Consider the following 15592-nt stretch of genomic DNA (forward strand, 5'->3'; position numbering starts at 1 on the left):
GCAAAATATGATTCACAATGAGGAACTAAGAATATAACCTCTAAACAAAAGCTGGCATTATCGCCAGCTTTTTCAATTGTCACATCCAGGTACATTCCCCTCAAGTTTTTTTCAATTTCATTAGTATGCTAACATGATAATTAGCTTTCATAAGGAGGAAGAAACATTGATTCAAGGGCTAGCTTTAGGACTCATCATCATGATGATCCTCGTTTTTTTCGTAAGTCGAATTTCAAATATCATCTTTCTCAAAAAAGTTAAACAAGAAGCCCAAACATTATTTGCTAGAAATATTGATAAAGACAGCAAACAACACATCATAGAAAAAGCTGATTTAACAACTTTGCCAGCATGTGTTCAAAAATGGTTACACCATGCTCAAGTGATCGGTAAGGAGAAAATACACACAGTTCGCATTGAACAAAAATCAAAGCTACGGCTTGAAAAGGGAAAACCTTGGATGCCTGCTAAAGCTGTGTATTATTATACAATCGATAAGCCCGCTTTCATTTGGAATTGCTTCATTAAAGCTGCTCCACTCATTCATATCGCTGGAAGAGATAAATATGATCAAGGCAAAGGAAATATGCTGATTAAACTCCTCTCTTTTATAAAAATCGCGGATGCAAGCGGAAAAGAAATTGATCAAGGTACACTTCTAAGATATTTAGGGGAGTTAGTATGGTTTCCAACGGCAGCCCTTCATCATGCACTAAAGTGGGAGGAAATCGATTCACACTCTGCGAAAGCGACGATGAGTTATGGTGGAATAACCGGATCTGGCGTATTCCAATTTAATGATAAGGGTGAAGTGACAAGCTTTTTAGCAGATCGTTATATGGAGTCAAAAGGAACATATTCTCTAGAAAAATGGCTTATCCAACTGAAGGATTATCAAGAATTCAACGGGATCAAAATTCCAGTTCGAGGAAAAGTCATTTGGAAGCTAGATACAGGCGACTTTGACTGGTTCCATTTTGAAATTGATGATGTACAGTACAATAAGATAGAGATCGATTAATTGTAACTGTTATAAAAAAACTGCGATCGTCAATCCGAGGGTCACGGATCAGGATGGCGATGCGCAGTAGCTCTATTGTATGAGAGAGCGTTACCAACTATGTTCTTGTTTGATTCGATGCTCTCCGTCCCCTTCTTTTAAAATTGTGATATGACCATTTTTAGCAATATTAACTACCGCTAGTGCGGTATCACTAACATAAGCTGAATTCCAAAGTTCTTGAATGGGTCGTTTTTTTAATATATTCAAAAGCATTAAGATAAAAACAGAATGACTGACAAGTAAGACGTTCCCTTCCCGATGGTTGTCTAAAATTTGCTTGAGAGCTTGTCTCACCCTGTTTTCAAAAGCTGGAAAACTTTCTCCCCCATTCGGAATATATTGATCAGGTTGATGAAAATAAGCCTTCAACATGTCGGCATCAGTTTGTTGAACTTCTGCATATGTTTTCCCTTCCCAACAACCAAGGCCAATCTCTCTAAACCGATCATCTTTTATGAAAGGAAGCACTCGGTCTTGTAGAATGGCTTGAGCTGAATGAACAGCACGTTCGCTTGTACTAACATATACGACTTGAAAATCAACATCTTTTAATTTTTGGCCAAGTGCTTGCGCATTTGCTAATCCCAAACTTGTTAGATTAGAATTTTCCCAACCCTGCATTCGCTTTTCAATATTCCACTCAGTCTGACCATGTCTAGCAATATATAAAGTAAGCAAATAATCCTCCTCCATCCTTCATTTCTATCATTTATTATATTTAACATCACACAATCATGTAAATGAATTGCAATTTATGAACTCATTTCATTTTTTCAACATCTTCAGCTATAATAAAAATGCAAGTCAACCAAGGAGGAACAGAAATGAATCACGAAACATACTTACAGCGAGCCATCGAACTTGCGGTAGAAGGTGTAAAGAGCGGTACAGGTGGACCTTTTGGCGCTGTCATTGTAAAAGATGGAACAATCCTTGCCGAAGCACAAAACAATGTGACAACAAGTAATGACCCGACAGCACATGCAGAAGTGACAGCTATTCGTAAGGCATGTGAAGCAATCGGTGATTATCAGTTGAGTGACTGCATTCTTTATACTAGTTGTGAACCATGTCCAATGTGTTTAGGCGCCATTTATTGGGCCAGACCGAAGGAAGTCTATTTCGCATCACAACATTCAGATGCCGCATCGGCAGGCTTTGACGATTCCTATATTTATGAAGAAATAACAAAACATCAAAGTGAACGGAAGATTCCTTTTTATAAGATTGAAGTTACGGACAAGCTTAAACCTTTTCAGACTTGGGTAAACACCGAGCAAAAGATTGAGTATTAAAATTGTTTCTAATAAGTTGGTGAATGGATGAACGATTTTAATCATATGAAACTTGACCGGCAGTTGTGTTTCTTGCTTTATGCGAGCTCACGTGAGATGACAAAATTGTATAAACCGCTTCTCAATGAACTGAATATAACATATCCTCAATATGTTACATTGCTATTATTATGGGAACATGAGCAATTAACTGTTAAAAAAATGGGTGAGTTGCTCTATTTGGATTCGGGGACACTGACACCAATGCTGAAAAGAATGGAACAGCATGGCTTCATTAAACGCGAACGATCATCTGATGATGAACGATCCGTTATTGTCTCATTAACCCCAACCGGGTTAGAGCTAAAAGAAAAAGCAAGCCATATTCCGACGGAGATAATGACGCGGACACCCTTAACTTCAGAAGAATTAAAACACCTATCAGATGTGCTGCGTTCTTTCCTGCAATCGATAACAAATGAAATGAAATAATTGAGACCTACATGGCGAAAGCGCCTTCAATTATCAAACAAATAAGGGCATGGATCCATAGTGGTTCTATGCCCTATTTTCTATGAAGAAGATAAACATATTTAACCATTCACTAGCACTATGGTTATGGTGGTCAAAATCATGATGACAAATAACGTTCCCCAATTTTATTTTCCCTTTTTTCGTTAGTCTTTTATTTTTATCAATATCGTTTCGCATCAATAAGTGTATGAGAATTGTAATAAGTAACAACCCGCCAACAATATATAGATTTTTCATTTTCTCTAAAAAAAGCATGATCATTCATTTAGGAATGACCATGCTAAATACCGCAATACTTTTTTATGATACAACCTCAAGAACGACCTCAACATTTCCAGATATCGCTTTAGAGTACGGGCATAGTTGATGGGCTTGATCGACAAGCTTTTCTAGTTCTGCTTTTTCAATATTTGTTCCTTTCACTTGAAGCCTGACACCGAGTTTAAACCCATCATCTGCTTCATCTTTTAGAAGGCTGACATGAGCGGTTACTTCCGTTTCAATCTTTACACGTGATTTTTTAGCAGTCAATTGTAATGCACTGTCAAAACATGCTGCATATCCAGCAGCGAATAATTGTTCTGGATTAGTTGATTGCTCTACTTTTTTTGCTTTTGGCGTTTCAGGCATAGCTAACTCCAGTTCCAATACATGGTCAGGTGTTGTGACATGTCCATCTCTACCGCCTTTTGCAGTCGCCTGAGAGGTAAATAAAACTTTTGCCATAAAAAATCTCCTCCTCGTAAATTAATTGTGCACAATTAAATTTTATAAAATTAAAATTCAAAATTCAACTAAAAAGCATCCCACTAAAAAAATAGCAGAATGCTTCTGAAAACTGGATTTGAGTTCTAAAGTTCAATAGCTTGACTCACGAGAGATGGTATGGTAACAGTACTGAAGCCTAGATGTTCCAGACAGTAATAGGCTGCGAACGTGGGCGTGTTAAATACGAATTTGTCCGTTTCCTTTTATGATATATTTAGAAGAAGTCAATGCTTCAAGTCCCATCGGACCTCTTGCATGCAGCTTTTGTGTACTGATACCAATTTCTGCGCCATATCCAAACTCAAACCCATCTGTGAAACGAGTTGAAGCATTATGATAAACAGCGGCTGCATCAACAGATGTTAAGAAAAAGCGAGCATTTTCTTCATTTTCGGTAAGAATGGCTTCAGAATGCCTTGTTCCATAGCGGTTAATATGTTTGACCGCTTCCTGTATATCAGGGACAGTTTTTACACTAATAATAGGTGCTAAAAACTCGGTCTCCCAATCTAGCTCTTCCGCTGGAACGGCTGAAGGAACCAGTTCACAAATCAGTTGATCTCCTCTAATTTCGACCCCGTTTGTCTGAAGCGTGTTCAGTAGTGATCTTCCAGAGTGTTTTGCCCAATTTTCATGAATGAGTAGAGATTCAACAGCATTACAAACAGAGGGCCTCTGGGTTTTCGCATTGATGACGACTTGCTTTGCCATCTCCGATTGTGCTGACTCATCAATAAAAATATGGCAGTTCCCTGCTCCTGTCTCAAGCACAGGGACTGTCGATTCTCGCACCACCATATCGATAAGCTTTTTTCCACCTCTTGGGATTAATACATCTAAGTACTCATTTAACGTAAACAGTTGTTTCGCCGTTTCTTTACTCGTATCTTCAATTAGTTGAACGGCATTCTTCGGCAACATGGATTGGGCAAGTGCTCCCTGAATGACACGGACAAGCGCTTTGTTACTATTGATTGCAGACGAACTACCGCGGAGAATCACAGCGTTTCCTGTTTTCAAACAAAGTGTGGCAGCATCGACCGTCACATTTGGACGCGCTTCATAGATCATGCCGACAACACCTAGCGGAACACGAACCCTTTCAATCAGTAGCCCATTTTCTTTGCGAATGGTTTCCAAACGCTCTCCGACAGGATCGTTAAGATTGATTAGGAGCGAGAGAGCATCTGCAATATCGTTCAGCCTTTCAGGGTTTAAGGAAAGCCTATCTAATAGCGCAGGGGAAAACTCTCTTTCTTTGCCACACTCAATATCTTTATGATTTTCCGTCAATATATAGTCTTGATTAGAACGAAGCGCTTCACCTATAAGAAAAAGAGCTTCATTTTTCGCTTCTGTCGTTTGATGCACTAGCTCTGCTTTCGCTTTTTTCGCCTGTTTTGCTTTTTTAATCACTTCGTTCATTTGAATTAGCCCCCTTATTCTTTTATACTGACCCAGTCATTTCGATGAATGACTTCTATTCCTTTATTACAGTTGACCTCATCACTACGTTTTCCTTTTATTTTTAATAGCTCTTCTGACGAATAAAGAACCTGACCTTTCCCTGCTAATCCATTTGGACCACAAACTTTAACAACTGCTCCTTTGGCAAAATTCCCACAAGCATCTATAACACCAGCTGGCAATAAGCTACTTCCCTTCTCCAAAAGTGCCTGTTCTGCTCCTTCATCAATGATGATCTTCCCTGAGATAGGAGAGTGAAAGGCAATCCATTGTTTATGATTGTTCACCGAAGACAAATCAGATTGGCCAATATATGTTCCATCTCCGTTGCCATTTAAAACCTGAATGAGTTTATCTTTTCCCATTCCTGTACCGATGAAAACATTAACACCTAGAGAAAGAGCTGTTTTTGCAGCCAACAGCTTTGATTTCATCCCACCCGTTCCGACTTTTGAACCAGAAGAAGAAGCATAACTTAAAAGATCTTCTGTAATATCGGGGATATAATCAAAACGGTGGGCATCCGGATTCTCTACTGGATTTTCATGATAGAGACCATTAATGTCTGTTAAGATGATCAGCTTATCAGCATGAATGAGTCCGCTCACTAAGGCAGAAAGCATATCATTATCACCGAAAGTCAGCTCTTCAACAGATACAGAATCGTTCTCATTGATGATCGGAATAAGCCCTCTTTCAATCAGTTCAATCATGGTGGCGTAAGCGTTTCGATATCTTTCTCGTTTGGCAAAATCATTTCTTGTCAATAAGATCTGGGCACACAGCAATTCATATTCTGCAAATTGCTGAATGTACTGCTTCATTAAGAGGCTTTGACCAACAGCTGCGGCAGCCTGTTTTCCTTTTAAAGTGACTGGTCTTGTTGGATAACCGAGCTGGAGAAAACCAGCAGCGACAGCACCTGAAGAAATAAAAATGACTTCATGGCCTGCTTTTTTTAAGGCAGCTATTGCCCGAACATGGTCTTTTATTTTAGTCACATCAATACTGCCATTTAAACTTGTTAATGAACTGCTTCCGATTTTAATTACAATCCGTTGTTTTTTCACAATTTTCCCCTCCGAGATATTCGAGCGGCGACAAATCAATAAAAAAAAGCCTTTTTCGTCCAATTAAAAAAAGGACGAAAAAAGCTTTCCGCGGTACCACCTTCATTGAATGTGCTCAAAATGCCCATTCCGCTTTCCCCGGTAACGTCGGGTAAGACGCCTAGGTTTTTTTCCTAAGACTCTAAGGCAGGTTCAGCAGGTTTCTTGTGGTGAAATGTTTCAGCAGGCCATTTCACTCTCTTTCACAGAAAAAACTGCTTACTAATCCTCTTCAACGCTCGCTGATTTTTTTTAATTATGCCTAGGAAACTGATCCATGTCAAGATCAAAATTTAGCTAAAAACGATCGTCTTATTTCCATGCACAATGATTCGGTCTTCTAAGTGCCATTTGACCGCTCTTGCAAGAACACTTCTTTCAATTGTCCGACCAATATTTTTTAGATCTTCCACATGATCTCTATGATCAACACGTTCAATATCTTGTTCAATGATCGGACCTTCGTCCAATTCATTTGTCACATAATGGGAGGTAGCTCCAATTAATTTGACACCTCTTTCATAGGCGCGTTTATACGGATTTGCTCCAATAAAAGCAGGAAGGAAAGAATGATGGATATTAATAATTTTGTGTGGATGTGCTGAAACAAATTCAGGTGTTAAGATTTGCATATAGCGGGCCAAGACGATGACATCTACACGATACTCCTCAAGCCACTTGAGCTGTTGTTTTTCGACCTCTTCACGAATATCTTTATTCGCTTTCATATAGAGAAACGGAATATTTAACGATTCGACAACTTCTCTGGCATCTTCATGATTGCTGATCACCACTGCGATTTCCGCCATCAAATTTCCACTTTGCCACTCCCATAGCAATTCGTTCAGACAATGGAGTTCTTTCGAAACGAAGATGGCAACCCGCTTTAATTCACTTGCCAAGGTGATACTCCATGTCATTTGGAAATGATCAGCAACTGCTGCAAACGCCTCTCTCATCTGCCTGATTTTTTCACCAATTCCGCCAGCTTCAAATTCAATTCTAAGGAAAAAGCGTCCGCCCTCCGGATCTGTTGTATATTGATTGGATTCAATAATGTTCGCACCATTGTTAAATAAAAATGTCGAAACGGCTGCAACGATGCCCGGTTGATCTGGGCAGCTGACAAGTAAACGCGCCTTTTCATGATTGTGATCTTGATAGTGTTTTAACTGCTGTGTTATATAAGATTTCATTTTTGGATAACCCTCTTTACCTTGAATTCATAAACTATCTCTACATTATACTTGAGTGTATTGAAAAATCAATTAACGTTTTTGTATCAAGTAAAAACAACAATACAGTCAATCTACTACCATCATACCAGTTGAAATTCTTGAAGAACCACAATATTTCATACAGCGCCCATTACAGGGCATGCAACTTGTATTTAGCGATTTTCTTGGTGTTCTATATTTACTTTCATGATGGTGTTCTGTTTTCGTAAGAGAGGTCTGATAAATATTTTTTCATAACAATATATTTTCTCCTTCACTATAACAACCCACAAATCCCCTATATATACTAAGGAATTTAAAAAACGGACATCGACATGTCCGTTTTCTAAGTTATTTTAATTTTCCCGCGCCAGCCTGTTGCTGCACGATCTCAGGCACCGTTTCAGCTGGGCTGATCTTTTCATAAAGAACAGGTTTCCACCCCACCGAAGGTTTAATGGAAGCATGATGAGCACGATTATACATATTTACAACATCAATTTTTGCAACGCTTGTTTGATCATTCAAAAGCGTATCTCTTTCATATAAAGCGTTCCCTTTAAAGACATTTATGATCTTGTCAGGCTTGGTTCCTTTTGGTAGATCAAAATAGTTGCTCTCGGCATAAATTTTTGACGAAAAGCCGAGGCCCCAAGAATAGTTGTAGCTTTTTTTCGTACTTTTAAAATAGTTATTGTACATGTGTACCATACCAAAGCGAACCCTTGGTGCGCGCTCTTTAATATTGGAATACATGTTATGGTGGAACGTCACACGTAAATGACCTTGGTCAGCAGCATATTTATCGCTAGATCCAATAATTGTATTTTTAGAATGGTCTGAGAATACATTATAAGATACCGTTATAAAATCGGATTGTTTTTTAATATCTAGCAACCCATCATGATGTTGAAACTCACGTCCGAAATATGTACCCGCTCTTTCATCAGGATGATTTCCATCATTAAATGCACAATGATCAACCCAAACATGCTTAGATGTTTCAATTAAAAGATTGTCATATTCAGAGTTCCAGTTCCCTTTGCTTCCATCAGTCGGATCCCAAGCAGGAAAATAGTCATAGGCATCTTGAAATTCGATATTGCGGATGATCACATTTTCGGTCTTTTTAAGGTGGAAACCTCCACCGACAATTTTCGCATCATGCTTCAGACCGATGATTGTCGTGTTTGAACCTACATTAATGATGACTCGCTCATTCTGTTTTTTCTGTGAGCGACTTCTTGCTTCTTCAAGTTTACCTGCCGGTTCTTTTTTCCCCCACTTTTTAGGATCATATGTTTTCATATATTGATCAAAGTTGTATGCTGGATCTTTATAGTGGTCATAGCCTAAAGGCCTATTATGATCATCAACATTTAGATCAATCGTTCCCTTAATATAAATGATTTTTGGAGTACTATTGTTGCCATTTTGATTGTTATTACCCCCTAATGCATCAACAAGTTGCTTTCGGTTTTCAACCGTATACACATGATGAGAAGAAGCAGCCGCTCCCCCAGTTGTTCCTTCTCCATAGGCTCCCCAACCATCTTTTTTCCCAAGCACTTCATGTCCATAATCGTTTGCTTGGGCGGGCATGGTTGAGCTTAGTAACAAAGTACCGAAAAGCAATGTAGAACAAAAAAGTTTTTTCATCATTTCACCTTCAATCTCATTTTTCACAATTTCTAATATATTCTATTAAAATACAAAAAACAACATAATTTCCTCCTATGTTTTGTTTTTTGTTCAAGCTAATTTGTGAAAAATTACCCATCATCACCTGGTTTATATAAATAAGGATTACCTGTTGATACATCTTGAGAACGATGTTGATCGATCATAATTTCATTTTTTTCATTTAATGTACCAAGCATGATTGATGAAATGGCAGTTGTTTGAATCCCTTTTTCACTTAATTTATGAAACAGCCACTGCTTTGTTAGCTTTAAATATTTCAAATTGTGTTCAATAATTTCTCCGTCTAAGATTAATGGGATCGGTACAAAATTTCGGGCAGTTTGAAGATTCAAATCGCGCGGCTGAATAGGTCTCGCATTCGCTTTTGGAATCACGCTAATTTGTCCCGATTCTTCAATTAAAGCTAAATCAATATCATAAGGATCAGCATAGCCTTTTTCTCGAAGTTTACCGAGCAGTTCATTGACTGTCAGCCGTTCTTTTTTTAACCCCTTTTCATCTATATCCCCATTTCGAATCAGGACGGTCGGCTGAACAACAAGAAACCATCTCCACTTATTGTGTAAAGATAGCTTTTCAATGAATAGATAAAAGACGAGAAAGATAACCGCGTAATAAATAGACACGGATAGTTTCGATGTAAGGATCGGTTCACTGATAATCGTCCCAATTGCAAATGTCAACAAAAGATCAAAGTTCGACATTTGTGAAACGGCCTTTTTTCCGGCCATTCGAAAAAGAATGTAAGCAGTTGTAAAAACTAATGCCGGTTTCAATAAAAATATCCATAAATATTCAAAGTTCATAACGTTCTGTCTCCGCTTTTTATTTTTATCCTTTACATTTTTTGGTTGAAGCATTCAAAAACCCCCGATCTAAAAAAAGATCGGGGGAAAAAGCTTACCATGGCTTATCTACAGCGAGAGCTTCAGCAAGAGCTTTACTATGCTTTCGATGACTTTTGCGTTGTTCAGCGCGCTGTCTAGCTGTCTCGTGAAGCATGATTTCTTCTTCTGTTTCAGGTTCAACTTGTGGGACAATTTGAGGGTTCCCAGCTTGATCAAGAGCCACAAATGTTAAAAAAGATGTTGCCGCCAAGGTCCGTTCACCAGTCAGTAAGTGCTCTTTAATCACTTTTACGAATACTTCCATCGATGTTCTGCCAACCCATGTCACATAAGATTCCAAACAAACAGAATCTTCTTGGCGAATCGGTTCAAGAAAATCGACTGAATCCATTGAAGCAGTAACTGTTTCACAACGGGAATGTCTTGCTGCAGAAATCGAAGCAATATCATCTATATAGCTCATCAATTTTCCGCCGAATAGCGTATTGTGGTTGTTTGTATCAAGCGGAAAAACCCGGCTTGTTTTGACAACTTTGGATTCCCGACAGTATCTAATCTCTGATTGATTCATGTTCATGACTCCTTTGATGATGTTTGTAACAGGAATTTTCTTTATTAAACACTATTAGAATTGATTTGTCTAAAGATTTTATCCGCGGAATTTGTAAGATTTTCTTATGAAAGTGTTTACCTCTTCATGTGAAAAGGGAATAATATAAATATTAATGAGGGATGGAGGAAGCAATATGGATTCAGTTACAGTGAAAAAAAATGACAGAGCAGGCTGCAATAGTGAATATGATAGATTAAAAACAGTTGCGCTTTGCAGACCTGAATATATGGAGATCGCCGAGGTCATCAATGAAACACAGAAATATTTTTATCACGATAATATTAATAAAACGCTTGCTGTAAAGCAGCATGAGACTTTGATAAAAGAGCTTAAAAATCACGGTGTAGAAGTTGTTTTATTGCCGTCTGTAAATCAATTTCCTGAGCAGGTATTTACGAGAGATATCGGATTTGTTATCGGTGAAACTATTTTTACAGCGCAACTTTCAGCTAGGGTTCGCCAAGGTGAGGAAAATGTTTTGCAGAGATGGTTTGAAAAAGAAAACCTCTCTTATCAACCTTTTAATAAAGGGTATTGTATAGAGGGTGGTGATATCCTCATCGATCACAACACTGTCTATGCAGGAATCAGTCATCGAACAACATTTTCAGCTGTTCAACAATTAAAGCGGCAGCTCACCTCATACGAAGTCATTCCGATTCCGTTTGAAGAATCATTTCTCCATTTAGATTGTATTTTTAATATCCTTTCACAAGATGAAGCGCTCATCTACCCGAAAGCTTTGGGAGAAAACGAATACAACCGACTCAAGGAACGTTATGATTTGATCGAAATTTCTGATGATGAACAGTTTACACTTGGTACAAACATTCTCTCACTTGGTAAACAAACAGTGATCAGCTTGCCCCATAATAAACAATTAAACAAACAGCTTCAAAAAAGAGGCTATACTGTAATTGAAATCGATCTTTCAGAGATTATTAAATCTGGCGGATCATTTAGATGCTGTACAATGCCACTTCAGCGAAGTTGTAAATAAGAGCCTGTTTTGACAGGCTTTTTTTGTTGAACAGTTTATTCTGACCTTGCCTGAAACAAGACTTTCATCTTATCAGTCATTTGTTCCAACTCTCTATCATATAAATGACAGGCAACAAAATGATCTTTATCAATTTCCTGCAGAGCAGGTTTTTTAAGCGCACAAACTTCCATAGCAGCTGGACATCTCGTCCGAAAAACACAGCCACTTGGCGGATGAATTGGACTTGGAAGCTCGCCTTTTAAAATGATTCGTTTTCGTTTATCTTCAATATCAGGATCAGGAATTGGAATAGCAGATAAAAGAGCTTGTGTATAAGGATGGAGCGGCTCTTTATACAATTGAACACGATCTGTGATTTCAACCATATTTCCTAGATACATGACACCGATCCGGTCACTCATATGTTTGACCATTGACAGGTCATGAGCGATAAACAAATAAGTTAATCGTTTTTCTTTTTGCAATTTTTTCAAGAGACCGACAACTTGAGCCTGTACAGATACGTCAAGAGCTGAGATCGGTTCGTCTGCAATGATGAATTCCGGATCAAGTGCAAGCGCTCTCGCAATCCCGATCCTTTGTCTTTGACCTCCACTAAATTCATGTGGATAACGATTGGCAAACTCCCTGTGTAAACCGACTGCTTCTAATAGCTCGTCCACTTTTTCAAGCCGCTCTTTTCGCCCGCCATACAGATTGTGAATCTCCATTGGCTCTAAAATGATATCTCTCACCGTTAAACGGGGATTTAAAGAAGCATATGGATCTTGAAAGATCATTTGAATATTACGATGATATTGAAATGCTTCTACTTTATTTAGCTGATGAATGTTTTTTCCTTTGTAAGTCACCTCACCCTCTGTCGGTTTGTAAAGCCGCATCAGTACTCGGCCAGAAGTTGACTTCCCACATCCTGATTCACCAACAAGTCCGAACGTTTCCCCTTTGTTGATCATAAAAGAAATACCATCAACCGCTTTCACTGTTTTTCCTTTTCCGATATCAAAATGTATTTTTAGGTGATTGACACTTAACAATGTTTGTTTTCCCAGCGGAATCTCCCCCATTTTCTAAAAAGTAGCGACGAATGGTGCACAGTTCTTTTTGATAATCTGTACCTTCAAGCGTGATCATTTCTATTGATCTACCCGTTTTCGGTGAATGAAGCATTTGGCCATTTCCATAATAAAAACCAACATGATGCACCCGCCCTACGTCTTCTTCATCTGCGAAACATAACAGGTCACCCGGTTCAAGTCTGTCAAAGGCAATTGCTTCTCCCCCCTCTGCTTGGTCACCGGCATCTCTTGGCACTTGATATCCATTCGCTTTTAACATATTGAAGGTGAATCCTGAACAGTCATAGCCAAATCCGCTCATTCCTCCCCACAAATAAGGAACCTTCAAAAAAGCTTCTCCAGTTTGAACGATGTCTATCCCAGAGCCTTTAGCATTTGTTGAAATTTTAGCATCCTCTTTTTTCAGCCAGCCGCATCCGATCGGTGTCTCAACTTCAAACCAATTGCTGTTTTCAGATAAAACTGCAAGTTTTGTTAAAAAGCTCAAGTCGAATGTTTCTGTTTTCTGTTTTCCTGTGTACAAATAAGCAGTCGGTTTTTGAATAACAACGGTTGTTTCCACCCGCTGTGGACGACTTTTAGCCAAGCAGGATAACGGAATCCATCCAGGATAGCCACGTTCATCTTTTATTGACGGTTGACTGGGAACAACTACTTGTGCCCACCCAGCTTTTTCCGCGAGAACCTCTACTTCTTCTCCAAAAAGAACCTGGGTTTGCACGAGATTTTTCGTACATAACTCAAGTCGCTTTTCATATGTTAAGGAGTGAAGCCAGGCTCTTACATCGACCGGCTGCTCTAACATTGTGAAATCGATCTCCCGCGGTGCGTGCCGATGCGTCCAAACGTTTGCTACTGAAACTGTCACTGTATGCAAACTCACCTGTCATACCTCCTTACAACTGATATCGTCAATACCTAGTCCTGGAGCACTTGGAAATGTAATGACACTGCCTTTATAGTTGATACCACCGTGAACAACATCTTCGCTAAGCATAAGTGGTGCGTCAAAATCATACCTTGTCACATTTTTTTGGCTCGCAGCAAAATGAGCGGCAGCAGTAATGCCAAGCCGAGTTTCGATCATACTACCAACCATGCATTCAACACCACAAACCTCAGCAAATTTATTGATCTTGAGCGCTTGCCAGATACCGCCTGCTTTCATCAGCTTAATATTGATGAGATCAGCACTTCTTGATTTGAGTACTTGGTAAGCCTCGTCAGGGGTAAAGACACTTTCATCAGCCATAATCAGTGTGTCTACAGCATTTGTCACCTGTTTTAAGCCTTCAAGATCGTCTTTATGGACTGGCTGTTCAACAAGTTCAATATCAAAACCTTCATCTTCCATTTTCCGGATAGCAGTGACCGCTTGTTTAGCTGTCCAACCTTGATTGGCATCAAGCCGGATTTGAATATCCGGCCCCACCTGCTGTCTGATTTCACGAATTCGAGAAATGTCCGTCTTCATATCACCCTTTCCAACCTTCACCTTTAAGGTACGGAACCCTTCCTTCACTAAGCGAACGGCATCTTCTCCCATCTCTTTCAGATGATTAACACTAACAGTAAAGTTGGTCTCTAGTTTCTGCCTGTATCCGCCGAGAAATTGATACAGAGGCAATCCACACATTTGTGACAAACAATCATATACAGCCATATTAATGGCTGCCTTTGCGCTTCGATTTCCAACGATCAACTTCTCAATATCAACAAAAATGGCTTCCGTGTTTAATAAGCTTTGACCGATCAGTAATGGAGTAAATAACTGTCTAATCGCACCTTCGATACTGAGAATTGTTTCTCCTGTGATGACAGCGGTTGGTGGCGCTTCACCCCATCCGGCTATCCCATTCTCAGCTGTTATTTTGACAATCACGGCTTCTGCTGTATGAACGGTTCTAAGTGCAGTTTTAAACGGTTTTTTTAATGGTACAGCAATGCGATATGTGTGAACATCAGTGATTCTCATTCCGTCCTCCTTTCAAGAAACTCCCGGTGTGATCATCAGCTGTTTTTTTTCTGTATTTAACACCCCGACAGCTCCGATGGGGATTGCAATATTCGGTGAAGAATGACCGATTTTAAAGCCGGAAAGTGTCGGTTTTTCAAAAGGTGTGATATGATCGTGGATAATCTCTTTCAGTGACAGTGACTCTTCACGCTTTTTAGGAAGACAATTGTGAAAGTCACACAGTAAAATCCCGGCAGCATCAGCGAATTTACCCGCCATTTTTAGCTGATTCAGCATTCTGTCAATTCGGTAAGGTTCTTCATCAATATCTTCAATGAAAAACAATTTCCCCCTTGTATCTATTTCAAAACGTGTACCTAGTGTCGTCACCAAAAGTGCTAGATTTCCGCCAATCAGCCTTCCTTTTGCGTCTCCTGGAACCACGATTTCTAAAGGTGAGATCTCTTCCGTATAATGAAGGTTCATTTGTTGAAAAAGCTGTTGAAATGAATGTTTTGTTCGTGGGTGAACATCTTCAGAGCCGATGTCTGAACTGAGCATCGGACCATGAAATGTAATGAGTCCGGTGTTTTGCTGGATCGCTGTATGTAAAAAAGTAATGTCTGAGTAGCCCCAGAATATTTTCGGGTTTTCTTTGATAAGACGATAATCAATTTGCTGGGCGATTCGTGCTGTTCCATACCCTCCACATGCACAAATCACAGCTTTAACAGAAGGATCTTGGAACATGTCATGCAAGTCACGCAGACGCTCTTCATCACTCCCTGCCAGATAGCCGTGTCTTTTCAAAATTGCACGGCCCATTTTAATATGAAGTCCTAGCTCTTTTAAGTATTTAACACCGATTTCGAGTTTTTCAGAAACAGGTGGACTTGCAGGTGCTATGATTCCGACTATGTCACCTTCCTGCAACTTTTCAGGCATGATGTTCATGA

General features: G+C 39.3%; 16 protein-coding genes and 1 other annotated feature. Of the genes, 4 read left to right on the forward strand and 12 right to left on the reverse strand.

Features of this window, described 5'->3' with window-relative positions:
- Positions 1-166: 166 nt before the first annotated feature.
- Positions 167-1021 (forward strand): DUF6544 family protein, encoded by an 855-nt coding sequence (locus PDT38_RS05495; protein ID WP_270799581.1) that lies wholly within the window; start codon positions 167-169, stop codon positions 1019-1021.
- A gap of 90 nt (positions 1022-1111) precedes the next feature.
- Here PDT38_RS05495 and PDT38_RS05500 read toward each other — a convergent pair whose 3' ends face one another.
- Complete coding sequence (locus tag PDT38_RS05500; protein ID WP_270799582.1) at positions 1112-1741, reverse strand: histidine phosphatase family protein; 630 nt, start codon at positions 1739-1741, stop codon at positions 1112-1114.
- 146 nt (positions 1742-1887) lie between these two features.
- Here PDT38_RS05500 and PDT38_RS05505 point away from each other — a divergent pair, with 146 nt between their 5' ends.
- Together PDT38_RS05505 and PDT38_RS05510 are read left to right on the forward strand one after the other, a co-directional pair.
- Positions 1888-2358 carry a nucleoside deaminase gene (locus PDT38_RS05505; RefSeq protein ID WP_270799584.1) on the forward strand — a complete coding sequence of 157 codons (471 nt, stop codon included), beginning with the start codon at positions 1888-1890 and terminating at the stop codon, positions 2356-2358.
- 27 nt (positions 2359-2385) lie between these two features.
- Positions 2386-2829, forward strand: coding sequence for a MarR family winged helix-turn-helix transcriptional regulator (locus PDT38_RS05510; protein ID WP_270799586.1), 444 nt, complete (start codon positions 2386-2388; stop codon positions 2827-2829).
- Between the two features lie 342 nt (positions 2830-3171).
- Here the strand turns inward: PDT38_RS05510 and PDT38_RS05515 are convergent, their stop codons facing one another.
- The 7 genes from PDT38_RS05515 to PDT38_RS05545 form a co-directional block, all read right to left on the reverse strand.
- The gene (locus PDT38_RS05515) at positions 3172-3597 is read right to left on the reverse strand and encodes an organic hydroperoxide resistance protein (RefSeq protein ID WP_270799588.1); all 426 of its coding nucleotides are present in this window, start codon (positions 3595-3597) and stop codon (positions 3172-3174) included.
- Between the two features lie 219 nt (positions 3598-3816).
- The gene (locus PDT38_RS05520; protein WP_270799589.1) at positions 3817-5064 is read right to left on the reverse strand and encodes a glutamate-5-semialdehyde dehydrogenase; all 1248 of its coding nucleotides are present in this window, start codon (positions 5062-5064) and stop codon (positions 3817-3819) included.
- A 14-nt stretch (positions 5065-5078) separates the two neighbouring features.
- Positions 5079-6176, reverse strand: a complete 1098-nt coding sequence (gene proB / locus PDT38_RS05525; RefSeq protein ID WP_270799590.1) for a glutamate 5-kinase — start codon at positions 6174-6176, stop codon at positions 5079-5081.
- Between the two features lie 67 nt (positions 6177-6243).
- Positions 6244-6460 (reverse strand) — a binding site (T-box leader).
- Between the two features lie 48 nt (positions 6461-6508).
- The gene (purU, locus tag PDT38_RS05530; RefSeq protein ID WP_270799591.1) at positions 6509-7411 is read right to left on the reverse strand and encodes a formyltetrahydrofolate deformylase; all 903 of its coding nucleotides are present in this window, start codon (positions 7409-7411) and stop codon (positions 6509-6511) included.
- Between the two features lie 372 nt (positions 7412-7783).
- On the reverse strand, positions 7784-9091 hold the full coding sequence (locus tag PDT38_RS05535) for a pectate lyase family protein (protein ID WP_270799593.1): 1308 nt from the start codon (positions 9089-9091) through the stop codon (positions 7784-7786).
- 113 nt (positions 9092-9204) lie between these two features.
- Positions 9205-9942: a DUF421 domain-containing protein gene (locus tag PDT38_RS05540; RefSeq protein WP_270800148.1), complete on the reverse strand. Its 738-nt coding sequence runs from the start codon at positions 9940-9942 to the stop codon at positions 9205-9207.
- A 94-nt stretch (positions 9943-10036) separates the two neighbouring features.
- The gene (locus tag PDT38_RS05545) at positions 10037-10555 is read right to left on the reverse strand and encodes an acyl-CoA thioesterase (protein ID WP_270799595.1); all 519 of its coding nucleotides are present in this window, start codon (positions 10553-10555) and stop codon (positions 10037-10039) included.
- Positions 10556-10730: 175 nt separating this feature from the next.
- On the opposite strand from PDT38_RS05545, the gene PDT38_RS05550 reads away from it, so the two are divergent.
- Positions 10731-11597 (forward strand): dimethylarginine dimethylaminohydrolase family protein, encoded by an 867-nt coding sequence (locus tag PDT38_RS05550; protein ID WP_270799598.1) that lies wholly within the window; start codon positions 10731-10733, stop codon positions 11595-11597.
- 35 nt (positions 11598-11632) lie between these two features.
- Here the strand turns inward: PDT38_RS05550 and PDT38_RS05555 are convergent, their stop codons facing one another.
- From PDT38_RS05555 to PDT38_RS05570, 4 genes are read right to left on the reverse strand one after another with little or no spacing between them, the layout of a single operon-like run.
- Positions 11633-12667 (reverse strand): ABC transporter ATP-binding protein, encoded by a 1035-nt coding sequence (locus tag PDT38_RS05555; protein WP_394356219.1) that lies wholly within the window; start codon positions 12665-12667, stop codon positions 11633-11635.
- A complete protein-coding gene (locus tag PDT38_RS05560) occupies positions 12603-13562 on the reverse strand; it encodes a C40 family peptidase (protein WP_270799599.1) in 960 nt (319 codons plus the stop codon). Before PDT38_RS05560 ends, PDT38_RS05555 begins: the two co-directional genes overlap by 65 nt.
- A 3-nt stretch (positions 13563-13565) precedes the next feature.
- Entirely contained in the window at positions 13566-14654 is a 1089-nt protein-coding gene (locus tag PDT38_RS05565; RefSeq protein WP_270799600.1) for a mandelate racemase/muconate lactonizing enzyme family protein, read from the reverse strand.
- Between the two features lie 12 nt (positions 14655-14666).
- On the reverse strand, positions 14667-15590 hold the full coding sequence (locus tag PDT38_RS05570) for a S66 peptidase family protein (protein ID WP_270799602.1): 924 nt from the start codon (positions 15588-15590) through the stop codon (positions 14667-14669).
- Positions 15591-15592: the final 2 nt, after the last annotated feature.

This window comes from Bacillus changyiensis (assembly GCF_027706145.1).
Taxonomy (GTDB): domain Bacteria; phylum Bacillota; class Bacilli; order Bacillales; family Bacillaceae; genus Bacillus; species Bacillus changyiensis.